General features: G+C 43.4%; 20 protein-coding genes and 4 tRNA genes. 10 read left to right on the forward strand and 14 right to left on the reverse strand.

The window, feature by feature from the left end; genetic code table 11:
- Positions 1-5: 5 nt before the first annotated feature.
- Positions 6-1,718: a type IV-A pilus assembly ATPase PilB gene (pilB, locus tag HLH18_RS06185; RefSeq protein WP_171546176.1), complete on the reverse strand. Its 1,713-nt coding sequence runs from the start codon at positions 1,716-1,718 to the stop codon at positions 6-8.
- Positions 1,719-1,999: 281 nt separating this feature from the next.
- Here pilB and tpiA point away from each other — a divergent pair, with 281 nt between their 5' ends.
- From tpiA to HLH18_RS06235, 10 genes are all read left to right on the forward strand, one after another.
- Positions 2,000-2,791 carry a triose-phosphate isomerase gene (gene tpiA, locus HLH18_RS06190; protein ID WP_171546177.1) on the forward strand — a complete coding sequence of 264 codons (792 nt, stop codon included), beginning with the start codon at positions 2,000-2,002 and terminating at the stop codon, positions 2,789-2,791.
- A 13-nt stretch (positions 2,792-2,804) separates the two neighbouring features.
- Positions 2,805-3,134 (forward strand): preprotein translocase subunit SecG, encoded by a 330-nt coding sequence (gene secG / locus HLH18_RS06195; RefSeq protein ID WP_171528435.1) that lies wholly within the window; start codon positions 2,805-2,807, stop codon positions 3,132-3,134.
- Positions 3,135-3,187: 53 nt separating this feature from the next.
- A tRNA-Leu gene (locus HLH18_RS06200) sits at positions 3,188-3,272 on the forward strand.
- A gap of 47 nt (positions 3,273-3,319) precedes the next feature.
- A tRNA-Met gene (locus HLH18_RS06205) sits at positions 3,320-3,396 on the forward strand.
- 71 nt (positions 3,397-3,467) lie between these two features.
- Positions 3,468-3,544, forward strand: a tRNA-Met gene (locus tag HLH18_RS06210).
- A 92-nt stretch (positions 3,545-3,636) separates the two neighbouring features.
- Positions 3,637-3,713 (forward strand) — tRNA-Met (locus HLH18_RS06215).
- A 211-nt stretch (positions 3,714-3,924) separates the two neighbouring features.
- Complete coding sequence (rimP, locus tag HLH18_RS06220) at positions 3,925-4,449, forward strand: ribosome maturation factor RimP (RefSeq protein WP_131287848.1); 525 nt, start codon at positions 3,925-3,927, stop codon at positions 4,447-4,449.
- 39 nt (positions 4,450-4,488) lie between these two features.
- On the forward strand, positions 4,489-5,973 hold the full coding sequence (gene nusA, locus HLH18_RS06225; protein ID WP_171546178.1) for a transcription termination factor NusA: 1,485 nt from the start codon (positions 4,489-4,491) through the stop codon (positions 5,971-5,973).
- A 10-nt stretch (positions 5,974-5,983) separates the two neighbouring features.
- Positions 5,984-8,689 (forward strand): translation initiation factor IF-2, encoded by a 2,706-nt coding sequence (infB, locus tag HLH18_RS06230; RefSeq protein WP_171546179.1) that lies wholly within the window; start codon positions 5,984-5,986, stop codon positions 8,687-8,689.
- Entirely contained in the window at positions 8,689-9,093 is a 405-nt protein-coding gene (locus tag HLH18_RS06235) for a ribosome-binding factor A (RefSeq protein WP_067722362.1), read from the forward strand. Before infB ends, HLH18_RS06235 begins: the two co-directional genes overlap by 1 nt.
- Before the next feature lie 151 nt (positions 9,094-9,244).
- Here HLH18_RS06235 and HLH18_RS06240 read toward each other — a convergent pair whose 3' ends face one another.
- From HLH18_RS06240 to ubiE, 13 genes are all read right to left on the reverse strand, one after another.
- Positions 9,245-9,646, reverse strand: coding sequence for a Na+/H+ antiporter subunit G (locus tag HLH18_RS06240; RefSeq protein WP_171546180.1), 402 nt, complete (start codon positions 9,644-9,646; stop codon positions 9,245-9,247).
- Positions 9,647-9,657: 11 nt separating this feature from the next.
- Positions 9,658-9,933, reverse strand: a complete 276-nt coding sequence (locus HLH18_RS06245; RefSeq protein ID WP_171546181.1) for a monovalent cation/H+ antiporter subunit F — start codon at positions 9,931-9,933, stop codon at positions 9,658-9,660.
- Positions 9,930-10,451, reverse strand: a complete 522-nt coding sequence (locus HLH18_RS06250) for a Na+/H+ antiporter subunit E (protein WP_171546182.1) — start codon at positions 10,449-10,451, stop codon at positions 9,930-9,932. Before HLH18_RS06250 ends, HLH18_RS06245 begins: the two co-directional genes overlap by 4 nt.
- 2 nt (positions 10,452-10,453) lie before the next feature.
- Positions 10,454-12,262 carry a monovalent cation/H+ antiporter subunit D gene (locus tag HLH18_RS06255; protein WP_171546183.1) on the reverse strand — a complete coding sequence of 603 codons (1,809 nt, stop codon included), beginning with the start codon at positions 12,260-12,262 and terminating at the stop codon, positions 10,454-10,456.
- Entirely contained in the window at positions 12,262-12,627 is a 366-nt protein-coding gene (locus HLH18_RS06260) for a Na+/H+ antiporter subunit C (RefSeq protein WP_131287831.1), read from the reverse strand. The genes HLH18_RS06255 and HLH18_RS06260 overlap by 1 nt, the downstream gene beginning before the upstream one ends.
- On the reverse strand, positions 12,620-15,469 hold the full coding sequence (locus HLH18_RS06265; RefSeq protein WP_171546184.1) for a monovalent cation/H+ antiporter subunit A: 2,850 nt from the start codon (positions 15,467-15,469) through the stop codon (positions 12,620-12,622). Before HLH18_RS06265 ends, HLH18_RS06260 begins: the two co-directional genes overlap by 8 nt.
- Positions 15,470-15,838: 369 nt before the next feature.
- A complete protein-coding gene (locus tag HLH18_RS06270) occupies positions 15,839-17,206 on the reverse strand; it encodes an AAA family ATPase (protein ID WP_171546185.1) in 1,368 nt (455 codons plus the stop codon).
- A gap of 29 nt (positions 17,207-17,235) precedes the next feature.
- Positions 17,236-18,741, reverse strand: coding sequence for a UvrD-helicase domain-containing protein (locus HLH18_RS06275; RefSeq protein WP_171546186.1), 1,506 nt, complete (start codon positions 18,739-18,741; stop codon positions 17,236-17,238).
- Between the two features lie 10 nt (positions 18,742-18,751).
- Positions 18,752-19,534, reverse strand: coding sequence for a bifunctional phosphoribosyl-AMP cyclohydrolase/phosphoribosyl-ATP diphosphatase HisIE (gene hisIE / locus HLH18_RS06280; protein ID WP_171546187.1), 783 nt, complete (start codon positions 19,532-19,534; stop codon positions 18,752-18,754).
- Positions 19,535-19,790: 256 nt separating this feature from the next.
- Positions 19,791-20,870, reverse strand: a complete 1,080-nt coding sequence (locus HLH18_RS06285; RefSeq protein ID WP_171546188.1) for a patatin-like phospholipase family protein — start codon at positions 20,868-20,870, stop codon at positions 19,791-19,793.
- A gap of 169 nt (positions 20,871-21,039) precedes the next feature.
- A complete protein-coding gene (locus HLH18_RS06290) occupies positions 21,040-22,659 on the reverse strand; it encodes an ABC1 kinase family protein (RefSeq protein ID WP_171546189.1) in 1,620 nt (539 codons plus the stop codon).
- 6 nt (positions 22,660-22,665) lie between these two features.
- Positions 22,666-23,334: a ubiquinone biosynthesis accessory factor UbiJ gene (locus HLH18_RS06295; protein WP_171546190.1), complete on the reverse strand. Its 669-nt coding sequence runs from the start codon at positions 23,332-23,334 to the stop codon at positions 22,666-22,668.
- A gap of 11 nt (positions 23,335-23,345) precedes the next feature.
- On the reverse strand, positions 23,346-24,290 hold the full coding sequence (gene ubiE, locus HLH18_RS06300) for a bifunctional demethylmenaquinone methyltransferase/2-methoxy-6-polyprenyl-1,4-benzoquinol methylase UbiE (RefSeq protein WP_171546191.1): 945 nt from the start codon (positions 24,288-24,290) through the stop codon (positions 23,346-23,348).
- Between the last annotated feature and the right edge of the window lie 70 nt (positions 24,291-24,360).

The raw sequence follows: 24,360 nt of genomic DNA on the forward strand, positions 1-24,360 counted from the left end.
TTGATCTATTCGCTAGTCACACGATTGACTTCTTGAAGAGAAGTCACCCCCTGCATGACCTTGATTAATCCTGAACGACGTAAATTATTAAACCCCGACCTTGAAGATGCTGCAGCAATTTCAAGTGCATTGCCATCTTCCATAATAATTTTCGAAATTTCAGGTGTCACTTTCATTACTTCATAAATACCAACACGACCCTTATAACCTTCACGACATTCTGAACAGCCGACAGGTTGATAAACTTTAAAATCTGGATGTTTAAGATCTTCTTCTTGAAATCCCATTTCCAACAAACTTAGTTCTGGAACATCCGCAGGAATTTTACATTGTGGACATAAACGTCGAGCTAAACGTTGCGCAATCACCAAGTTTACAGAGGTGGCAATATTAAAGGAAGGTACACCCATATTCCTTAAGCGTGTCAATGTTTCAGGTGCACTGTTGGTATGTAGCGTTGACATCACCATATGACCCGTCTGAGCCGCTTTAATGGCAATTTCTGCCGTTTCTAAATCTCGAATCTCACCGACCATGACAATATCAGGGTCTTGACGCAGGAATGACTTGAGGGCCGCAGAGAAGGTTAAGCCCACTTTAGCATTAACATTGACCTGATTAATTCCTTCCAAGTTAATTTCCACAGGATCTTCGGCGGTTGAAATATTGGTGTCTTCACGATTCAGAATATTTAAACCGGTATATAAAGAAACCGTTTTACCCGAACCTGTTGGACCTGTGATGAGGAGCATGCCTTGCGGTTTGTCCAGCGCTTGCATAAATAACTCTTTTTGCTCGGGTTCATAACCCAATGCATCAATACCCAGCATCGCGCTTGAAGGATCAAGAATACGCAGTACCAGTTTTTCACCAAATAACGTGGGTAATGAGTTGACACGGAAGTCGATGGCTTTACTTTTGGAAAGTTTGAGTTTAATCCGTCCATCTTGAGGCAAGCGCTTTTCAGAAATATCCATTTGGGACATCACTTTTAAACGCGAGGCTAAGCGTGTTGCCAGTTGTAAGGGTGGGGTGGCAATTTGACGTAACACACCATCGATTCGATAGCGAACACGATAACTTTTTTCATAAGGTTCAAAATGTAAGTCTGAAGCACCCATGCGAATGGCATCAATCAGTAATTTATTAATATATTTAACAATCGGTGCTTCATCAGCCTGTTGATTATCATCTTCATCGTCTTTTTGATTGAGATCTTGTTGCTCAAGATTTAAGTCAATATCATCATCTGAGAATTCAAAAGTATCTGCTTCGGCAAAGTTTTGTTCAATCAGTTTTATTAATTTGGGATGTTCAACAATCACGGCTTCAATATTCATTTTGCTACTGAAGCGGATGGCATCCATGGCATCCATGTTGGTTGGATTGCTGGTGGCTACATAAAGTAAATTACCCCGTTTAAAAATAGGCAGCACACGATGTTTGGTAATCAGTTTTTCATCGATTCCTTCACGGATAATTTGTGCAGAATCATAAACACTGAGGTCGAAAAGTGGTTCCCCAAACTCTTGAGAAATTTTCTCTGCAATATCTAATGAGGAAACTTTTAATTGATCAATGAGGAAAGGAACAATATCTTGATTGGCTTTTTTTGCACTTAATACTGCATTCTGCATGTTTTCAGCAGAAACTAAGCCGTCTTCAACCAAACGGCGAATAAAACCAGTGAATCTTGGTGAACCTTGTAATGCTGTCATGCTTTAATATGCCCGCTCAATCAATTTGTTTATAATTGGTATCTTTAAATTATACTTTTGTTATATAAAAATACCATATCTTAAAACGTTGTCATCTACTTAATATTAGATAAAACTTTGAACTGGTCGTAATTACATGCTGAAGTTTTTCTTGAGAATGCCGTGACGACTTGCAAAAATTAAGAATGGTTTAAAAAAAGCCATGTGAAAATTTTCTAAAAAATACTGAATTCCGTGTAGAATGTGCGCGGTTAAATGAATTGTTTTTAATAGGTTACTGTATGTCGGGTTCGGCTATTACTCCTTGGGTTGTTGGCAATTGGAAAATGAACCCAATGCAGGCAGACGCCAAAGCGCTGGTGAATAGTTTTAAAGAATTATTGCAAAATAATGAAATTAAAGAAGAAAATTGTCATTTAGGTGTTGCACCTACCATGCTTGCCTTGGCTAGTGTTCAGGTTGAATTGGCAAGTTCAGTCCGATCTGTTTATACCGTTGCACAGAATGTTTCGCGTATTGCAGGTACGGGTGCATATACCGGTGAGGTGAGTGCTGAACTTCTGAAAGATCATCAAATTGATTTTGTACTGATTGGTCATTCAGAGCGTCGTGAAATCTTTGCTGAAACTGCGCAAATACTGAATGAAAAAGTTAAAAATGCTTTAAATGCTGGATTAACCATTATTTATTGTGTAGGTGAAAGCCTGGAACAACGTGAAAATGGTCAAGCAGAGCAGGTGGTATTGCAACAAATTTGTGACATTGCCTCAGTTGTTCAAGCTGAACAGTGGCAAAAGATTGTGATTGCCTATGAGCCGATTTGGGCAATTGGAACGGGTAAAACAGCTTCACCCGAAGATGCACAAGCCATGCATGCCAAGATTCGTGAAGGCTTAACTCAAATTACATCATTCGGTCCAAGCATCGCCATTCTGTATGGTGGTAGTGTCAAGGCTGAAAATGCAGTAGAGTTGGCTGCCTGTCCAGATATTAATGGTGCACTGGTTGGTGGTGCGTCTTTAAATGCAGAGTCTTTCTATAAAATTGCTCAGGCTTTTGCAAATACAAAATAATTAGGAGTTCAGCATGCAAACTTTTGTGCTGGTGGTACATATTATCTTAGCCATATTAATGATTGTATTGATTCTGGTACAACATGGTAAAGGTGCAGATGCAGGCGCATCATTTGGTGGTGGCGGTGCTGCAACTGTATTTGGTGCTTCAGGTTCAGCGAATTTCATGACTCGCTTGACGGGTATTTTGACGGCTTTATTCTTTGTCACCAGTTTAACTTTAGCGGTGTTTGCCAAAAAACAAACGACAGATGCTTATAGCTTAAAATCAGTGCAAACAACCACGACTGCTCCGGCGAATTCGAATGAAACTTCGCCAGTTGCACCGAAAACAGGTGAATAACCTGATTTAGTTCTTTCTTTTTGGACTTGATCCGACTAGAATGCGACACAGCTGCGGTGGTGGTGGAATTGGTAGACACGCTACCTTGAGGTGGTAGTGCCTTCGGGCGTGGGGGTTCAAGTCCCCCCTTCCGCACCAACTTGTAATCCAGAACATAAGTTGGTGTTGTGCAGCAAATCTGTTGATGCGGGATGGAGCAGTCTGGTAGCTCGTCGGGCTCATAACCCGAAGGTCGTTGGTTCAAATCCAGCTCCCGCTACCAATACTATTTAGAAGCAAACTAAATAGGCGATTTAAATAATATTTAAATGGTGATTGATTTTTGCATGTTGTTGCGGGATGGAGCAGTCTGGTAGCTCGTCGGGCTCATAACCCGAAGGTCGTTGGTTCAAATCCAGCTCCCGCTACCACTTTTTGATTAGGGTGCAACTTAATCAAGCAACCATTGAACAGTTTTTGATTGAAAATGCTCAGTGAATTGTATATAATTTTTGCACGTTGTTGCGGGATGGAGCAGTCTGGTAGCTCGTCGGGCTCATAACCCGAAGGTCGTTGGTTCAAATCCAGCTCCCGCTACCAAGTTTCTAAAAGGCTCACAAAAATGGTGGGCCTTTTTGCACAGTGGACTTTGGTTTTTCTGTGTACACAGGGGCGATTACGCCCTTTTTTATTGGCTATCGTGTAGTGTCGACATCCATTGGTCAAATCGTCATGTTTCACTACTAATATAGTTGAGTTAGTCTGAACCGGTCACAGCGACTATTGAATCGCACAACAATGACGAGAGTAAATGAAGCTATCAAATAAAACTCAAGCACTCCAAGACCTTATAGCTCCTGCAGTGCAAGCTTGTAATGTAGAACTTTGGGGAATCGAATTCCTTCCTCAAGGTAAACGTTCTTTATTACGTATCTATATTGATAAAACCAACGAAAACAACACGCAACCTGTCATGAATGAAGATGGCGAACTTGAAGAAGGTCGTGGTATTGGCGTGCAAGATTGTGTCCGCGTAACACAGCAAGTTGGCGCAATGCTTGACGTGCATGATCCAATTTCTGGCGAATATTCACTTGAAGTGTCTTCTCCAGGATGGGATCGACCATTCTTTCAGCTTGACCAAATGCCAGCATATATTGGACATAAAATTGCTTTACGTCTGATTAGTGCTGTAGATAACCGTCGTAAATTTCAAGCAAAACTCATTGCTGTTGATCTTGAAAATGAAGTCATTCAAGTCGAAGTTGAAAATCAACAGGTACTTGAAATCGACAGTCATAATATCGACAAATCAAATTTGATCTTTCAAGATTAATTCATTCAATAAATAAGAATCTGAACGAATAGGTGACTTATGGCTCGTGAAATTCTTACCGTAGTAGAAACGGTTAGTAACGAAAAAGGTGTAAGTCGTGATGCAATTTTTGAAGCGCTTGAACAAGCTTTAGTTGCTGCGACTAAAAAGAAATTTTACGAAGGCACAAACTCGGAAGAAGCACGTTTACGTGTAGAAATCGATCGTAAGACCGGTGATTACCGTACTTTCCGTCAATGGGAAGTGGTTGCTGACGAAGATCATGAAATGCCTGCATGTCAGGATGCGATCTCGGATTTGGATCCTGAAAAATGGTCAATCGGTGACATTCGTGAACTCGAAGTTGAATCGATTGATTTCGGTCGAATTGCTGCACAAATTGCAAAACAAGTAATTGTGCAAAAAATTCGTGAAGCTGAACGTGCTTTAGTTGCTGATGCGTACGAATCTAAAGTTGGTGAACTCATCTACGGTGAAGTTAAAAAACAAACCAAAGATGGCTTTATTATTGACTTGGGTGACAATGCTGAAGCATATCTTTCACGTGAAGAAATGATTCCTAAGGAAATTCTTCGCCCGAAACAACGTGTAAACGCCATTTTATATAGCGTGAACCGTGAAGGTCGTGGTGCACAATTATTGTTGTCACGTGCACGTCCTGAAATGCTGATTGCTTTGATGAAGAAAGAAATTCCTGAAATTTCTGAAGAAATCATCGAAATTAAAGCAGCTGCACGCCAACCGGGTGTTCGTGCTAAAATCGCTGTGAAAACGAACGATCATCGTATTGATCCTGTTGGTGCTTGTATTGGTATGCGTGGTACACGTATCCAGGCAGTACAATCAGAATTGAACGGTGAGCGTATTGATGTTGTTGTATGGTCTGATGATCCGGCTCAGTACATTGCAAGCGCTTTAGAGCCTGCTGATGTATCAAGTATTGTGATTGATGAAGATGCACATAGCGCCGATATCATTTTCGCCGCAACGGATCAGTTGGCACGTGCCATTGGTTCACAAGGTCAGAATGTTCGTTTAGCATCTGAATTGACTGGCTACAAATTGGATATGATGCTCGAAGAAGAATTCTACGCGCGTCAACAAAATGAAGCTCAACAATACCTCGACATGTTTGTAACACGTCTTGATATTGAAGAAGATTTGGCAATGGCTTTGGTTGAAATGGGCTTTACTTCTCTTGAAGAGATTGCTTATGTTCCAGCTGAAACATTCGATGAGATTGAACTTGATGCTGAAACTGTTGAATTATTGCAAAGCCGTGCGAAAGAAATTACATTGGCAGATGCATTAAAACAACAAGAAAACATCCAGGAACCAAGTGCAGAACTCGTTGCAATGGCTGGGATGACACAGGAAATCGCGTATGCACTTGCAGCTCGCGGTGTGGTAACAGTAGATGATTTGGCTGACCAGGCAACTGACGATATTGAAGATATTGAAGGTTTAGGTGCTGAAAAAGCAGGTCAACTTATTATGAAAGCGCGCGAATCATGGTTTAACTAGGAGGAAATATATGACGGACAAGTCGATTAAAGAGTTAGCTCTCAGCGTAGAACGTCCAGTTGAGAAGCTCCTAGAGCAGGTTCGTGACGCAGGTTTACCGCAACGTAAAGCTGAAGATATTATTTCCACTGAACAACAAAATACCCTCGTTAACCATTTGAAGAAACTTCATGGTCAAGACGATGGGCATGCAGGAAAAATCACGTTGAAACGTAAAACAACCAGTACTGCTAAAGTGGCCAGTACATCAGGTAAGGCGAAGACAATTAACGTTGAAGTGCGTAAAAAGCACACGTTTGTTAAGCCTGATCCTGAACAAATTAAAGCTGAAGCTTTAGCGAAAGCACAAGCAGACAAGAATGCAACTGCATCTCCTGCGAATGCTGAACAAAAAGCGGATGACGCACCTCAAACAGGCGTATCTAAAGCGAAACAAGCTTTTGAAGCAATGCGTGCTGCTGCTAAGCAAGAAACAGCTAAGCAAGAAGTACCAAAAGCTGCTGTTGTTGTGAAGCGTAAATCAAACAACAAACCGATTGTAAAACAAACGGTTAAACAAGTTGAAACAGCTGAACAGAAAAAAGCACGTGAAGCTCAAGCTGCGCAATTAAAAGCAGTTGAAGAAGCAGCACGTCGTAAGTCGGCTGAAGAAGCGCAACAACGTACGCTTGAACAAATGCGTCAAATGGCTTCTAAGTACACCTCTGAAGATACGACTGCAACGATTCGCGTGGTTGATGATTCTCCATTGGCAGCGGGTCTTGTTGGTCAGGCTTATGAAGATTCATTTGCCAAAGAAGACCGTGAAATTAAACGTGGTGGTAACACTACAACTGCACGTGCACCGAAAAAAGGTGGACGTCGTGGTCAGGAAGAGCAAAGCTTCAGTAAACAGCCTAAACGTGGTTTGAAAACCAGCCAAGGTAATAAGCACGGCTTTGAAAAACCTGTTAAAAAACAAGTTTATGATGTTGAAATTGGTGAAACCATTGTTGTTGCTGACTTAGCTGCAAAAATGGCGATTAAGGTTCGCGAAGTTATCAAATCACTCATGAAAATGGGTGAGCTTGTGACTCAAAACCAAGCCATTGAGCAAGAAATTGCAGCACTTGTCGTTGAAGAAATGGGTCATAACCCAGTTCTAGTTTCTGATACTCAAGCTGAAGATAACTTGCTTGAAGCAGCTGAAGAAGCGCGTGGCGTTCAAACGACTCGTGCTCCTGTTGTTACGATCATGGGTCACGTTGACCATGGTAAAACATCGCTTCTTGACCGTATTCGTCGTACCAAAGTGGCTGCGGGCGAAGCGGGCGGTATTACACAGCATATCGGTGCATATCACGTTAAAACGGATAAAGGCATTATCACTTTCTTAGACACACCGGGACACGCAGCATTTACTTCAATGCGTTCACGTGGTGCGAAAGCGACTGATATCGTGGTTCTTGTTGTTGCGGCTGATGATGGTGTAATGCCACAAACTGCTGAAGCAATTGATCATGCACGTGCTGCAGGTACGCCAATCATTGTTGCAATCAACAAGATGGATAAAGAATCTGCCGATCCAGATCGCGTATTGAATGAATTGACTGTGAAAGAAATCGTACCTGAACAGTGGGGTGGTGACGTTCCAGTGGCAATGGTTTCTGCTCATTCGGGTCAAGGTATCGATGAACTGCTTGACCTTATTTTAATTCAATCAGAATTGCTTGAATTGAAAGCATCTGAAGAAGGTGCTGCGCAAGGTGTTGTGATTGAAGCGCGTGTAGACAAAGACCGCGGTGCAGTTGCTTCTATTCTGGTACAAAACGGTACCTTGAATGTCGGTGATTTAGTGCTTGCCGGTGCATCTTACGGTCGTGTTCGTGCGATGGTAGACGAAAACGGTAAACGTATTAAATCAGCAGGTCCTTCGATTCCAGTAGAAATCTTGGGTCTTCCTGAAGCGCCAATGGCGGGTGACGAAGTTCTTGTTGTAAATGACGAGAAAAAAGCACGCGAAGTCGCTGATGCACGTATGGCGCGTGAGCGTGAAAAACGTCTTGAACGTCAAAGTGCGATGCGTCTTGAAAACATCATGGCGTCTATGGGCAAAAAAGATGTTCCTTATGTGAATGTTGTGCTTAAAACTGATGTACGCGGTACATTGGAAGCCTTGACTGTAGCCTTGCAAGCATTGGCAACAGATGAAGTTCGTGTTCGTGTAATTGGTTCTGGCGTAGGTGCAATCACTGAGTCTGACGTTACGCTTGCTGAATCTTCTGAAGCAGTACTTCTAGGCTTTAACGTACGTGCTGATAATACTGCGCGTCAAAAAGCAGATGCAGACGGCATCGACATTCGTTACTACAGCATCATCTATGAATTGATTGATGACGTGAAAGCGGCAATGAGCGGTAAACTTGCTCCTGAGCATCGTGAAACGATTCTTGGTGTTGCGCAAGTACGTGAAGTGTTCCACTCAAGTAAATTCGGTGCGGCTGCTGGCTGTATGGTACTTGAAGGCGTATTGCATCGTAACAAACCGATTCGCGTATTACGTGATGACGTGGTTGTGTTCCAAGGTGAGCTTGAATCTCTTCGTCGCTACAAAGAAGTGGTTGAAGAAGTTCGTGCCGGTATGGAATGTGGTCTTGCGGTGAAAGGCTATAAAGACATCAAAGCACTCGATAAGATCGAAGTGTACGATGTTCAATTGATTAAACGGAGTCTTTAATGGCGGGTAGTCAGCGTCTTAAGCGTATGGCTGATACAGTTCAGAGAGAACTCTCTGAACTGATTCGTCAAGAGCTTAAAGATCCACGCTTAGGTGGTCTGGTGACCATCTCTGCGGTGAAAGTTAGCGCAGACTTAGGATATGCCGAAGTTTATGTGACTGTAATGGGTCGTGAACTGGGTGATGATCAAAGTGAAGCCGCGAATAAAGAAACTTTAGATGTATTAAATAAAGCATCTGGTTTCTTGCGTCACGAATTGAGTCGTCGTATCAAGACACGTATTACGCCACGTTTGCGTTTCCATTATGACAAAACCAATGCTTACGGCAATTATATGTTTGGTCTGATTGCAGAAGCAGTGAAGGATTTACCACCTGCTGAAGCAAAGCAAGATGATGAATAATTGATGTCATAAAAAAAGCCACCTTCGGGTGGCTTTTTTTATGCGTTAAACTTTTGTTTAAGAAAAAATGGATATATCAGCGCATGTAGTAGACTGAATTTAAACTGGAAATGACCAAAGGACTAAAAATACTAAAGAATCTAGTCTGCATTTAGCTTAGATTATCATGTGAGTTGTTTTTGTCTTGAGTAGGAGGGCGACGGCGGCTTCGTTGCCAAGGTAAGGGGCGCTCAAGTGTTTCAGGCACTTCACCACCGGTTGAGCGTAACCGTAAGTGTAGAGCGGCTTGTGCCATTAAATTTGCAGATACTGGCGCGGTAATGAACGCTAGTAAAGTCAATAACAGTTCGGCAAAACCAAAACGGCCTTGAAATGCTGAAAAAATCATCGCAGCGATTAAAAAGCTGCCTAGTCCTAAGGTACTGGATTTTGTCGGAGCATGCAGACGCATAAATAAGTCAGGTAAACGTACCATGCCAATACCACCGACCAACATAAAGAATGAGCCAATCAATAAAAAAATTGAAACCAGGATTTCCATCACGAGTTGCATTACTGTTTCTCCTAATCTACGACATGGCCAGTGGTAAAGTAGCGAGCAAGCGCTGCGGTGGAAACAAATCCAAGCATGGCAACCAATAAAGCCCCTTCAAATAAGGCGGTACTGGCCCAGTAAATGCCCAGAATCACTACCAGGCAGGTGGCATTCAGAAATAGCGTATCCAAGGCTAAAAGACGATCGACAATGGAGGGACCCATGACTAGGCGGACCAGGCAAAAAAACATTGAAATGGTGGTGGCCACCATACATATGCCGAGTGCATAAGGCAAAATGGTCATGAATCTTCTCCTAATTCCACAGCAAAAATAGCCATCAGCGCTTTTTCATAACGATTTTTAATTTCTAGAATGTCTATTTCAGCATTATCCGTACTTAAGGCATGCACCAAAATATCGCCACGATCATGGTCAATCCCTGCAGTGACTGTACCCGGTGTGGTGGTAATAATCAGTGCCAGCAACACATTGACTTGTTCATGTTGAGTTTCTAAAGGCACGCGAAACCATTTGGGATGTAAGTTGCGTGTTGGTCCAAGAACCAGTTTAGCCACTTTAATATTACAAATGATAATATCCCACACCACCACAAAGAAGAGTTTTAAAGCCAATACCCAGTTGATATCGGGAGTACGGGTAATAAAAGGTTTCACCAAACGCGGAATCAGAATTCCCAGCAACAACGCCATAAGTACTGTTGCTGAATCGAGGCTATGCGTCAGCATGATCCAGCTTAAAGCCACAATCACCGATACAAACGGATGCGGTAGCCAGTTTTCCCAGAACGATGTTTTTTGCATGGTTAAGGCTCCTGAGGTTTGAGTTTGGCATCATCCGCATCCACCGGTTCCTGCATGTGCTGCTGTTCAATTTGGCGGCGCTTATACTCTGAAATGTGCTCACCTTCCAACGTATCTTCAGAAATAATGTAAGGAATAAGGTGGGCATTCGGATCAACAGTTTCACCGCCATATTTGGTTTCAGGCAGGTTTTCAGGATCATATGGTTGAACGCTAATCACCTGATTAAGATTATCTTTATGTAAAATAATCCCTTCATATAAGGCATTATTTTGGATTTGTTCAGCCGTTTTAAACATATATTGCTGAATAGGACCCGCACAAACCATATATACGATTAAACCTGAAAGCAGTAAATAGATGGTTTTGTCATTTCGTGCAGGCGATTGCTCAGGTAAAGCTTGATAGGCCTTAAATTCATTCGTATCTTGATTGTCTTCAGGCATCGTGGCACGCCAAAATAACACAAAGCCAATTCGGGTAAACGCAATAATACTGAGTAAACTGACTATCAGCACAACGGCAATAATCACCAGTTGATAAGGTGAGTGTGACGTCGCCTGCAAGATAAAGACTTTGCCCAAAAAGCCACTAAATGGAGGTAAACCTGCCATCATCAAGGCAATTAAAAAGAAGACTAATGACACCACCTTGTGTTGTTTCATTTGCGGTGCAATATTGAAATGGTCCTTGAATGCTCCACGTTGTGACGTAATCCAGCCCGAGAGCAAATAAAACGCCGCTGCAATTAGGGTGCTATGCACTAAATAATAAAGTGCCGCAGCCCATGCCAAGGTATTAAATAGCGAAATCGCGATTAAGAGGGTTCCGATCGAAGACAAAATCATGAAACCAACGAAGCGACGTAAGCGTTCTGCGCCAATCGCCCCAATTACACCGTAGATCGAGGTGATTAAACCAATCGGAAGCAACCAGTTTGCCAAAATACTGTGGCTCAAGTCATCTTCAAAAATGGTGCCATTAATACGTAAGATGGCGTAGATGCCGACTTTGGTCATAATGGTGAAAATTGCTGCGACAGGCGTGGTTGCCACGGCATAGGTTTTCGGTAACCAAAAACCAACCGGTAACATGGCGGCTTTAATCCCAAACACCACAAATAACAGTAAGCCACCCGCGACTGCGAGTTTATGCTGATCGGGTTCCAACAGGGGGATTAGACGTGCGACATCTGCCATGTTTAAACTACCGACACTGCCGTAAATGATGCCGAGTCCAATCAGGAACAGGGCAGAGGCCAGTAAGTTAATGGTGACGTAATGAATGCCGAGTTGAAAACGTGCTTTGCCTTGTCCGTGTACCAGCAGGACATAGGATGCCATCAACAAGATTTCAAAGAATACGAATAAGTTAAATAAGTCGCCTGTCAGGAATGCGCCACATAAACCCATGAGCAGGAAGTGGAACATGGCATGAAAATAACGTCCACGGGCATCCCACTCGTGACTGGCATACCATAAAATAGGTGTTGCCAAGGCATAGGTCAGTACCAGCATCAGGGCGGAAAGTTGGTCTAGCACCAGGACAATGCCGAAGGGTGCAGACCATTCACCTAAATTATAGATGCTGATTTGTCCACTGCTGGCCAAGTTCAAATAAAGAATGGCAGTGACTAAACCTAAAATTGAAGAAATGTAACTAATCCCACGACGCCAAGGTTGACGCCAATCCCGTGATAATGCGCCTGCGCCTGGATTCCCCAAAAGAACCAGTAAAAAAGCAGTAAAAGCTGGAATTAAAATGATAAAAATAGGGGTGTGTTCAGTCCAAAACTGGATGAAAGCATTCATTAAGGCTCATCCTCACGCGGGTCAATCGGCACAATATCTTCTTTGGAGTCAACGTGATCTGTGCCTGTTTCATAACGACTGCGCAAAGCCAGTTGCACAATAAAAGCCGTGGTCGCAAAACCAATCACAATGGCGGTTAACACCAAGGCTTGGGGCAGGGGATCGGTTGCTTTGCTGGTTTCAGTCAGCACCGCCGGGGCATTGACCTGAATCCTTCCCATCGCGAACAAAAATAAATTGACCGCATAACCAATCATGGCGAGACCTAAAACCACCGGGAAAGTACGGGCACGCAAAATGAGATAAATTCCCGTTGCAGTCAGTAGGCCAATAGCCGAGGCGAGTAAAAATTCGATACTAATCATTTTCTTCTCCCTTGAGTACCGGGCCAGCCATACTGGAGTGACGTGAGTCGCCTAAGACCGAGATCATCAGCATGGTTGCACCAACAACAGTGACATAGACCCCGACATCAAATAGGGCAGCAGACGCCAGGTGGATTTCACCTAAAATCGGTGGTGAGATGTAAATGTGTGCGCTGGTCAGGAATGGACGTCCCCAGAACCACGCACCGAGTCCAGTCAGTCCGGCAATGACCAGACCTGAACCAATCCAGATTTCATATAAACGTCCGGATTTGGCTTTCAGCATTTGTTCTGCCTGATCTTGACCTAGGGCAATATATTGGATGATTAAAGCTAAAGCGGTAATCAAGCCGGCAATAAATCCGCCACCCGGTAAGTTATGACCGCGCAGGAAGATATACAAGCTTACCACAAGTGCCAAAGGTAAAACCCAAGATGCAGTAATCCTGAACATCAAGGGAGAGGGGTTAAACCGGTAGGTCAAGCCTTGAGTGATGGTGGTACCGTGGGTACGCATGCCATCCATTAAACATAAGGCACCAATGGCAGCAATACCGAGTACGGTAATTTCACCAAAGGTATCGAAACCACGGAAGTCGACCAGAATCACATTGACCACATTGGTGCCGCCACCCAGTGGAATGGATTGCTGCATGAAGAACCATGAAATCGAGTTGTGGTCACGGGTCAAGATTAACCAGCTAATCCAGCCAATACCGAGACCGCCACCAATGGCAATCAGCGCATCACGCCAACGACGTGAAACACTGGACTCATAAGGCGTCAGCTGTGGCAGTAATGATAAGCTCATGAGTAAGAGTACAGTGGTGACCACATCAACGGTAATCTGGGTTAAAGCCAGATCCGGTGCAGACAGGGTCACAAAAACCATGGTCACCACTAAACCGACTGCACCGCTAATCAGCACTGCTTTAATCCGTTCATGGTGGAACCACAACATCATCCAGCAGGCTGAGAATAATAATAGCCACAGTACAATGCCAAGCGCAGGTGCATGGGTTAATTCACGCGTACCTGTGGTGAGTCCCTGATTGATCAGTGGCATGGCCAGCAAAGCGGCACTAAATAACACAATCCACATTAAATAGCTTTGCAGGGAACCATTTTCAGTTTTACGTTTGAACTTGCGTGAATTCAGTAACAGATGCTTTAAGAATAAATCAAACAAGATTCTGCCTTGGAATTGTCCCAGGCTCAGATCTAAATCAATCTCGCGAATTTTACCGTTTTTGGCGAAAGCGAAATATAAAATTACCCCCCCAAACAGCGCGATAATACTCATCACTAAAGGCAGATTGAAGCCATGCCAAATGGCTAAATGTGTGCCGGCAAAGTCAGGGAGTTGAGTGCTGGCACGCGCAGTTGAATTGACAATTTTTTCAACCAAAAGGGCGGGGGCCAGACCGACTAAAATACATAAAACAGCAAGCAGAACTGCGGGTGCACGCATGCCAAAAGGCGGTTCATGGGCATGTTGATTGGGAACTTGTCGTCCCAGTGGGCCATCGAAAAATACTCCGTGAACCAAACGTACCGAATAGGCGACTGCAAAGATTCCCGCCAGTGTTGCCATAACCGCCGAGAAAATCATGACTGGCCCAGAGAGGTTGGCCAGTAGTTCAGTAAAGAACATCTCTTTGGACAAGAATCCATTGGTCAGGGGTACACCCGCCATCGAGGCAGCGGTGATCATGGTCAGGGTCGCAGTAAACGGCAGTAGTTGCCAAATCCCGTTTAACTTGCGTAAATCACGGGTTCCGGTTTCATGGTCAATGATTCCGGCAATCATGAACAATGCTGCTTTAAAGGTTGCATGATTAATGATATGGAAAATGGCTGCGGCAATCGCCAGCGGTGATCCAATCCCCAACAGGCAGACAATCAAGCCTAAATGACTGATGGTGGAATAGGCGAGTAAGCCTTTTAAATCTTCTTTAAAAATGGCAAAAAAGGCTGCCATACACAGGGTAAACAACCCCACAAAAGTCACAATGTTGTGATAAAGCGCTGCACCGACAAAAATCGGGGTAAAACGTGCCAGCAGGAAAATCCCCGCTTTCACCATGGTCGCCGAATGCAAATAGGCCGATACCGGTGTCGGGGCTGCCATGGCATTGGGTAGCCAAAAATGGAACGGGAACTGGGCACTTTTGGTAAAGGCACCCATTAGAATGAGCAGCAAGGTGGGAGCAAACAGCGAATGGCTTTGAATCTGATCCTTCATTGTTAAAATTTGGTCTATCTGATAGGTGCCGGTAATTTGACCGAGCAGAATAAAGCCACCGAGCATCGACAGACCACCCATCCCGGTGATGGTAAGAGCCATCCGTGAACCACGTTGTGCAGCTTGGTAATTATTCCAGTAACCGACCAAAAGGAACGAGGAAATACTGGTGAGTTCCCAAAAAATCAGCAATAAAATTAAATTATTGGAAAGTGATATTCCCAGCATGGCTGCCATGAACAGCATCAGTAATAGATACAATTTACTCAGGGAACTTTTAGGGCTTAAATAATAATAGGCATAAATATAAATGAGGGTGCCGATACCGCTAATCAGCAAACAAAACAACAGGCCTAAGGCATCCATACGGAAGCTTAAATTGATACCTAATTGAGGTAACCAAGCCCAAGTCTGGGTGATTGTTCCTCCATTAAAGACCTCTTTTGCTTGAGTCAGTAACAAGATCAGGCTGCTTAAACTGACTGCAATGGCCGCCAGAGCCGTTACCCCGCGTGAAAATTGCTTCAGCCACGAGACAAGGGTTGTGCCCAGTACTAACGGTAACAATATAATAATCGGTAGCACACTCATATCCATTGTCGTGAATCAGGTTGGTAAAAACCTAAGGGTGAATCTTATCTTTCAAGGACTACAGGACAGCAAAGAACCATCCAAACTTCTCAATCTTGAAAGCCAAATTAAATTAAAAATATGGAAAACAAGCTGTATTGCGCAACTTGTAAAAAGCGATAGTAAAATCGGATTTTACTATAAAACTTTAAATATACTTGATCTTATTACATGAAGAAAACAACATCAATTATTTTTGCGCACAGCTAACCTATTATACGCTCATCTATTCTTTCTAGGCGTCGAGTGTTTAGACAGATGAAAACTTAAAAATGATTCTTGAAAATGACTCTTTGAAATGTCGAATCTGTTTGGTGATTAAATTCAATTTTTTGGTTAGGGTAGAGGGTGGGGCGAAGACCTATCATCTTGCTGATTCAATAAATCAAGCAATTCATTTTGTTGTTCTACGCTTAAATGCTGTTGAATCTGTTGCAAGATGCTTTGTGGTGTGATGCTTTCTAATTCGGGGTCAAGCAATGGATCAGTTTCAATCACTTCTTCATTAAAAACCAGGTTCTCATAAATCGTATCAAACTTGTCTTGCAAAGGTTGCAGCTGCATATCAAAGATCTGTTTGTTTTCCAGTTTCAAGCATTGATAGTCTGCTGCATGTTCCAGTAATTCGCTGCGATTGCCGGTAGCAATAATCTGTAGACGTGGAAATGCCTGATGTAAGCGTTGCAAAATCACTTGCGAGGTATTTTGATCGAGCTGGTGGTCAATTGCATCAATCAATAAAATTCCATCCCCTTCAAGGCAGGGATATAAACTGTTTGGATTGAGCAAGCATAAGCGGCGCACAATATCCCCCACCAACGCGATCCAGTTTTTAATGCTATTAGACAATTGTTGATAGAGCATGGTTTTATTCTGATAGCTCACCATCAACTGTAATTTAGGCTGGTACTGGATATAAATGTCTTCTAAAGCAGGAATGACCGTGCTTAAGGCTTGTTTCAACGCATCCAGGCTCGGTGCGTTCATTTGTTTTTGAGCATTGACCAATTGTTGCAGGAAGCCATTATCTTTGTTTTTCTGGATGGATGGATTGGACAGCAATTGTTGAAACAGTTGGGCAATCTGGGCATTTTCAATATCACTGATTTCACGAAACCATTCAAAAAAACGGCTAAAGGTGGTGTAAGGAATAGTTGAAATTTCATAGGCGTGTGAGGTCTGGAAAATGACAGGATTATTCTTGCTCAGAATATTCATTTCATTGACGAAGCGTTCCGCAGGATAATAGGCAATTAAGGGTAATCCTTGCAGCTGATCATGCTTGATCGCATTTTGATAAAGTTCGACCAAATTTTCCAATTGTTGGGTCTCGGCTTTACTGGTGCCGATACCATGACTATTTAAGGTTTTATACAGCTGCCAATCGCAGTAAGAAAGTGCTTTGTCTTGTGGCTCACTGGCTTCGGTTAAAGTGCCAATATCATTGGGAATTCGAACCCGAATATCAATTTTGGATTGCAAGCGCGTGAACATAATGTCTTGATCAAGCATCACCACACCGGCAGCACGAAAGTCTTTATAACGTGCTGCAAACCAGGTCAGTGCTTGATAAGTGAATTTTAAAATACCGGTTTTACCCGAGCTTTGATCACCCAGAATCAGGGTGATCGGTTTGTCGCTAAATTTCAGCTTGAGGTCAGCAAAATGAAGGGCGTGTTTGAGTTGAACAGATTCGATTTTCATAAAACACCCGCATTGCGAAATGAGCTGAATTATTCTCCCACGGCTTTACGCAACGATAATGGCATTTGCTTTTTAAGTTGCTGTACCAAATCGTAAATGTGGTGAATATTTAAACTCACTTTAGCACGTGTGCAGGCAACGTAAAGCAATCTTAACTCTTCGTCACTAATTTTATGGTCTTTTTCATTGACCTTAAACTGATAGTCATCTTCGATATGCACGCGATCCCATTCCAGACCTTTGGCTTTGTGTGCAGTCGAGATAATGTAGTCGGCATGTTCAATCGGAGTGATTTTCGCCAAGGCTCTTTTGAGGGGATCGGTACCGTGATCATCGACCAGTTTCACCAAAGGTTTAATGTCACTGCCGTCATTGGTTTCACAGTATTCATGCACGTCATGCCATGAATTAAACCAGGCCAGTTCAGGCACATCAGTCACTCGTTTGCCTTGTTTCAGCATGCTGGCGGCATCGACAAAACGGTTCAGTTTGACATGATCGGCTTGTAAACTAACTTTATCACCATGCACTAAACCTGCGAGCAATAACTCCATCGCACGCGCATTGGTACGGCATAAAATCGCATCGCGTTGTTTGGTATGCGGTTTATTGACCACTTTTGAATTGAGATACGGATTGCCAAGCAAAGGCACTGTTTCATTTAAGGCGCCCAAAATCGCATTGGCATTCAAGGCAATTTCTTCACCGAAACGAAATGAGGTGGTCAGGCGCGATTCAGGTAGCGGCAGCTGCTGCATGGCATTGACCGCACCGCGCCAGGCATAAATCTGTTGATGTGCGTCCCCCACATAAATCACTTGGGTATTTCTTTGACGCAGCAAAATTCCCAGCATCAATGGATCTGCATCTTGTGCTTCATCAAACAGCACATAATCTGTTGGAATATTCGGTTCAGACAAAGCCCAAAGTTTCAGATAAATATCGTGACCAATGCCGGCTTGATGGTTGGGATCGATCGATTCTAACCAGCGCCGTTCAATCGCGGGATAAAGATGCTTTTGCAACTCATCAATATCATCCGGATGTAACCAGCTCGGTGCTTGTAGATGGCGTGGCGCAGGATATTGCGAACTGGTCGAACAGAAATAACTGACTGCATTTGCCACCAAGCTCGCCAAACGACTCGGCATCATCACATATTTTTCATAACGTCCACCCATCATACGACGCAGGGTAATCGGTTGCAGTCGATATTCCTTGGCAATAAAACTTGGACTTAAACGCGGTAAACGCAGTTTGTCGGTCACGCCACGCGGCACACTACGAAAAGCCAGCGAGTGAAAAGTACGACAGTCGACACCACGATGAAATTTACTTTGTGCTTCTGATGCAATGGCTTTATTAAACGCCAGATACATGCCACGCCGCTCGGGCATGGCATCACTGATCATTTGTAAAGTGGTGGTTTTACCTGTGCCGGCATAAGCAATCACTTTAAAGGATTTGCCCAAACGTGCATTGTCTATGGCAATGGCTTGCTCATAGGTTGCACTCGGTTTTTGCGAATTAGACACAGTCATCGGCTTAGTGTTGACGATTGGCTTTTTCAACCAATCCGGATAAGCCTTGGCGACGTGCAAGTTCGTTTAAAACCAGTTGTGGTTCAAGATCGAAATATCCCAACATGACAATGGTATGGAACCATAAATCTGCCACTTCATAAATCAGGTCATTTTTATTATCTTCATGCGCTTCAGCTTTAAAGTCTTTCGCTGCGATGATGGTTTCAATACTTTCTTCACCGACTTTTTCTAAAATTTTGTTTAAGCCTTTGTGATACAGCTTCGCTACATAAGAGGAGTCAGGATCTGCCGCTTTGCGCTCGGTCATCATCTGCCCTAAATAGTCTAGCACTTCCACTTGTTCAGATTGGGCAGTTGAGGCATTCATGGCAAGCGTATGTGGATTCACTGATTTTTCAGCGTAAATCTGGCTTGGATCTTTTAATTGCGCATCGACAATTTCCCAACCATTTGGTGTGAGTTTACGATAGAAACACGATTCACGACCAGTATGGCAGGCAATGCCGCCATGTTGTTCAATTTGCAATACAATCACGTCTGCATCGCAGTCTAAACGGATTTCATGCACGGTTTGGAAATGACCTGATTCTTCGCCTTTATGCCATAATTTTTGACGTGAACGGGAGAAGTAAACGGCCTGGTTTTTTTCTGCAGTTAAGGCTAGAGCTTCACGGTTCATCCATGCAACCATGAGCACACGACCGGTTTGATGATGCTGTGCAATGGCAGGGATTAGACCTTGTTCGTTAAATTTTACTTCATCGAGCCATTGCAAGTTGTTCATGAGAATTTCACCAAAAATATGTTCAAAATGGAAAAGAGCGAATTAAAATCGCAACTACATAGTGTACGTGATTAGCGAGTGTTTGAGAAAAAAATATACGTATGATCATTTAGTTTACTTATCACGCAGTTGTATGTTTTTTTTCGTGCAAATGTATTTCATTATTTTTATGGGTAAAACGGATCAAAAACCAACTGATAGAAATATGCCACTTAAAATTAAGCCTATCCATGGATAAGCTCAATTCAGAGTAGTTTTATAAATCTTGCATAAATTGCGGCAAGTTTTGCTTTTCCACCATTTCTAAAAATTCATCACCCAAGCGCTGACTTTCGGCTACACACCGGTTCCACATTTGAATGCGCTGTTTCTGATCTAAGCCTTTTAAAGTGAAGTCTTTACGATCGGGCAGGCGTCCGAGCGGTAGCGATTGCAAATATTCTGCGGAAGGGGAAAGTAGTAAAGTTCGTGCCTGATTTTCAGGATTCGCCTTACGCTTTTTCAACATTTTATCGAACCAACCCGGTGTAATGCGGTCGCTAAAGTGCGGATATAGCACAATGCCTTGGCTCTCAAAAGGAAGGTCAATGTGATAGTCAATTAACCCCCCATCACGGTAACTGCCTTTAGGCGCATCTGGAATATCGCGAATAGCTGCCATAACTCCCGGAATAGATGCAGAAGCCATCAACCAAGGCGTGACATTGTTGCTATTTAAAGTTTGATAATGGGTAACAAAGTCATCATCTACTTTAAATTGCTGACCGGATGAGGGTTGGCTAATCACGCGCTGCATAAACAGACGATTGTGTTTACGTCCAAGCGCATTACTGCCAATAATACCCACGATAGAGGCAAGGAGAGGGAAGGACTTATCACTTTGGAAAATATGCTGTGCTTTAATTGAAATCACAGTGAGATGATAGTCAGGATGATCAACCAGTTGTTGTTCTTTGCCTTGAATCAGGTCAATCAACATGCCTTGACAAATATTACCGACGTCTTGACGCGACATTTTTTTGTGAAAATACAGGTTGGTATAAAGTTCTGAAAGACGTTCAGTCCCTTCTTTAGCGCCCCACGCCAAAATACTGGCAAAACGCCAACTGCCAATGGATGAACCAATCAGGGTTCTACGTTGTGGTGCTTGCGCCAAAAAATCGCCAAAAATGGCTTGGTCTAAACCTTGAATACCAATCCCTTTTGGACCACCTGCAGCGCCGGGAATAGTATCGACAAAGCTTCCCTGTAAACCTTCTTTTTCAATCAGTTTGCGTGCCAATCGGCCAGCATGGATATTTAATGAAGGAGGGCGTTTATGCAAGATTTGCGTCATGGTCTATGATTAAATATACAAGTATGTTGTTATTTTAGGTTGCTGTGCTGAGGCAGCAATGCCGAGATCATTCAGTCAGTGACTGATGAGTCATTGGATAGAAAAAACAGCCTGATTATTTAAATAATCAGGCTGTTTAAAGGTAGATCTAGGCGGTAAGTGGACTTTGTTATTTCACCACACGCCAAACAGCAAGTAAGCTGGAAAATGCAATCAAAAGAATCGAAACATACCAAGGAGCAATAATCGCAATCGATAAGAAAATTGCCATCATGCTGCCGAAAATCCAGCTGCGTTTTTGCTGATGTTCCATTTGCAAACGCATGCTTTGTAATTCATTTAACTGTTTGGAATGCCAAGCAGACTGATTTTTTAGACCGTTTAAACTGTCGATCATCAAGCTAGGTAAATCCTGCGCACCGAGCAGAAGATCAGGAATTTTTTGTCCCAATTCCTTCAGGTTCTTCTGCGGATTCATTTGCGCTTTAATCCAGTCAGTCAGGATCGGTTTTGCCAGTTTCCAGATATCCAGTTCAGGGTAGAGGTCTGTTCCCAAACCTTCGACATGCACCAGTGTTTTCAGCAATAGCATCAACTGTGGTGGAATTTCCAGATGGAAACGACGCGCAATATCCATCACTTGAATCAGGATGCCGGCAAAGTCTAGCTCATGCATCGGTTTAGAAACCATTGGCCCTACGGTACGACGCATTTCACGTGCTAAAGCATCCTGGTCCGTACCCGGTGGAATCCAGCCGGCTTGATGCACCACCAGAATCAGCTGCATGAAGTCGCTGTTCATCACTGCCAGTAACATGCGTGCCACGGTCATTTGATCGTGTTTGGATAGCTCACCCATAATCGCGCAATCCAGTGCAATAAAGCGTGGATTACTCGGGTTAATGGTTTCGACAAACACGTTACCCGGATGCATGTCGGCATGGAAGAAGTTGTCACGGAACACTTGGGTAAAGAAAATGGTTAAACCTTTTTCTGCCAAGTCTACGCGATTCATCCCCATGCGATCGAAGGTCGCAATATCGGAAATAGGCACACCGGTGATGCGTTCAGCGACCATCACATCTTTGCTGTCCATATACACTTCAGGCACATACATCATGCTTGAGCCAGTAAAATAATGGCGCATACGACGGGTGTTGTCGGCTTCTAAAGTCAAATCCAGTTCATTCAGAATGATTTGACGATAGTCCTGAATAATTTCAGAAAGATGTAAGGCACGTGCCGCTTCTAGACGTTTTTCTAAAGCAGCACCGAGCCAATCGAGAATTTCAAAATCTTGTAAAATTTGCTGACGAATATTGGGGCGGGTGACTTTCACCACCACTTCACGACCATCATGCAATGCTGCGGTATGCACCTGAGCGATGGAAGCCGCAGCAAGCGGTTGTTCATCGAAACGGGCAAACAAGGTATTTACATCGGCTTTCAGTGATTCCTGAATGCGCATTTTGGCAACGTTGTTGTCAAAGGGTTTGACTCGGTCTTGTAAAAGCACCAACTGCTGTAAAACTTCCGGTGGAATCAAATCACGACGGGTGGAGAGCAATTGCCCAAGTTTAATCGCAAGTGGTCCCATTTCCTCTAAAGCTTCTTTCAGCTTCAGTGGATTTTTACGTTCACGGCTTGACCATGCCGCAGGGTGCATGCGAATCAGGCTTAAAACATGACGGGCTTTTTCAGGTAATTCTTCCGCAGGAAACAACGTGTCGAGTCTATAGTGCGCGGCGATGCGCCAAAGTTCGAGTAAACGTGAAACGTGCGGAATCATAAATGCTTATACCTGGTTTTGAGTTGAATCAATCTGTGCCTGAAGTTGTTGAATTTTAGCTTCAGCACGATCTAAATTTTGATTGAAAATTCGAGTGTCTTGGTTTAAATCATCCATCTGCCAGCGTGAGGCAAACAGACCGGTATCTTCTTTTAATGCATCTTCGGCAAAGAACGCATAGCTTTCAAGCGTGCGTTTTAACTGTTTCGGTGCAAGTTGGATTTTACCCAGTTCATGTGCAAGGGCGGGGCCAATCCAGGGACTTAAATGCGCAGCTAAATCAGGTTCAGCTTGTTGCATAATGCGCTGAATATCCTGCAACAGGTGATAGTCACCTTGTAGCGGAATATTACCGACATCATCAGTCAGTAACAGTTTCAAAAGCTCGATTACATTTTTAACCTGTAAGGTCGCAGTCGCTTCAGAAATCTGTTCATTTTTATCGAATGGACGTTGTTCGAAGATGGATGGCGTATCACTTTGACCCGTGACAGTCGGTTCTAAACGAACTTTGTCTTGGTCAAAGAATACATCGACAGACAGTTGAGGTGAGTCAATGACCACCCGCAACATTTTGCCTTGTAATTCATTCAGCTGGATGCGGGTAATCGCATCCAGATCAATCACATGATGAATTAATCGTTCAACTGCACCAAGTGCCAGAATCGACCACATAGTGCGAAACCTTAAAGTTTAAAGCCACGGTGAACCGCGACAATACCACCAGTTAAGTTATGGTAATCACAGTTTTGGAATCCGGCATTTTCCATCATACCTTTTAAGGTGCGTTGGTCGGGGTGCATACGAATCGATTCGGCCAAATATTTATAACTTTCCGAGTCATTGGCAATGATTTTGCCCATGATCGGTAAAGCTGTGAACGAATACAAATCATAAAGTTTAGAGAATGGCTCAAACACCGGTTTAGAGAATTCAAGCACCAATAAACGACCGCCTGGCTTAAGTACGCGGTACATTGCAGCGAGTGCAGCATCTTTGTCGGTCACGTTACGTAAACCGAAGCTGATGGTGAGCAAGTCAAAACTGTTGTCTGCAAATGGCTCTAAAGTTTCAGCATTGGCTAAAACGAAGTCTACATTGGTACAGCCTGCATCGATTAAACGGTCACGACCGACATTTAACATCGATTCGTTAATGTCTGAAAGAACCACATGACCGGTAGGACCGACTTCACGACTGAATACTTTAGCCAAGTCACCTGTACCGCCTGCAATATCCAGTACATGCTGACCACGACGTACGCCAGACATGTTAATGGCAAAGCGTTTCCATAAACGGTGAATACCAAATGACATCAAGTCATTCATGATGTCGTATTTACTCGCTACAGAATGGAACACTTCCGCCACTTTTTGTGCTTTATCCTGGCTGCTTACAGTTTGAAAGCCAAAGTGTGTGGTTTCGCCCACATTGCCGGTGTTTGCGCCACGCGGCAGATTGTATTTAGGCACTGAACCAGTGACAGGCGTATCGGTCAACTGTTGTTGTAAAGTTTGTTGCTGACCTTGTGCTGTCCCTTGCGGTAATGGTTCAGTTAAGAATGGACTCACTTTGTCTGTGTTTTGTGCCGGCTCAGGTGTCGAGGTAGGCGTTTGATTTTCGTTAGACATAGAGTCACTCCTAACATAAAAATAGGGTTAATATTGCAGTGCTTGCATGATGACAGATTCTAAGACGTTG

It is taken from the genome of Acinetobacter sp. ANC 5414, from assembly GCF_013004295.1.
GTDB lineage: Bacteria > Pseudomonadota > Gammaproteobacteria > Pseudomonadales > Moraxellaceae > Acinetobacter.

Excerpts from the sequence above, each read along its gene's own strand:
- hisIE (WP_171546187.1), bottom strand. The coding sequence starts at position 19,534 with ATGAACAACTTGCAATGGCTCGATGAAGTAAAATTTAACGAACAAGGT.
- HLH18_RS06255 (WP_171546183.1), bottom strand. The coding sequence starts at position 12,262 with ATGAATGCTTTCATCCAGTTTTGGACTGAACACACCCCTATTTTTATC.
- pilB (WP_171546176.1), bottom strand. The coding sequence starts at position 1,718 with ATGACAGCATTACAAGGTTCACCAAGATTCACTGGTTTTATTCGCCGT.
- HLH18_RS06260 (WP_131287831.1), bottom strand. The coding sequence starts at position 12,627 with ATGATTAGTATCGAATTTTTACTCGCCTCGGCTATTGGCCTACTGACT.
- HLH18_RS06295 (WP_171546190.1), bottom strand. The coding sequence starts at position 23,334 with ATGTGGTCGATTCTGGCACTTGGTGCAGTTGAACGATTAATTCATCAT.
- tpiA (WP_171546177.1), top strand. The coding sequence starts at position 2,000 with ATGTCGGGTTCGGCTATTACTCCTTGGGTTGTTGGCAATTGGAAAATG.
- secG (WP_171528435.1), top strand. The coding sequence starts at position 2,805 with ATGCAAACTTTTGTGCTGGTGGTACATATTATCTTAGCCATATTAATG.
- HLH18_RS06290 (WP_171546189.1), bottom strand. The coding sequence starts at position 22,659 with ATGATTCCGCACGTTTCACGTTTACTCGAACTTTGGCGCATCGCCGCG.
- HLH18_RS06265 (WP_171546184.1), bottom strand. The coding sequence starts at position 15,469 with ATGGATATGAGTGTGCTACCGATTATTATATTGTTACCGTTAGTACTG.
- nusA (WP_171546178.1), top strand. The coding sequence starts at position 4,489 with ATGGCTCGTGAAATTCTTACCGTAGTAGAAACGGTTAGTAACGAAAAA.
- ubiE (WP_171546191.1), bottom strand. The coding sequence starts at position 24,290 with ATGTCTAACGAAAATCAAACGCCTACCTCGACACCTGAGCCGGCACAA.
- infB (WP_171546179.1), top strand. The coding sequence starts at position 5,984 with ATGACGGACAAGTCGATTAAAGAGTTAGCTCTCAGCGTAGAACGTCCA.
- HLH18_RS06285 (WP_171546188.1), bottom strand. The coding sequence starts at position 20,870 with ATGACGCAAATCTTGCATAAACGCCCTCCTTCATTAAATATCCATGCT.
- HLH18_RS06270 (WP_171546185.1), bottom strand. The coding sequence starts at position 17,206 with ATGAAAATCGAATCTGTTCAACTCAAACACGCCCTTCATTTTGCTGAC.
- HLH18_RS06245 (WP_171546181.1), bottom strand. The coding sequence starts at position 9,933 with ATGACCATTTTGCCTTATGCACTCGGCATATGTATGGTGGCCACCACC.
- rimP (WP_131287848.1), top strand. The coding sequence starts at position 3,925 with ATGAAGCTATCAAATAAAACTCAAGCACTCCAAGACCTTATAGCTCCT.
- HLH18_RS06240 (WP_171546180.1), bottom strand. The coding sequence starts at position 9,646 with ATGCAACTCGTGATGGAAATCCTGGTTTCAATTTTTTTATTGATTGGC.
- HLH18_RS06235 (WP_067722362.1), top strand. The coding sequence starts at position 8,689 with ATGGCGGGTAGTCAGCGTCTTAAGCGTATGGCTGATACAGTTCAGAGA.
- HLH18_RS06250 (WP_171546182.1), bottom strand. The coding sequence starts at position 10,451 with ATGCAAAAAACATCGTTCTGGGAAAACTGGCTACCGCATCCGTTTGTA.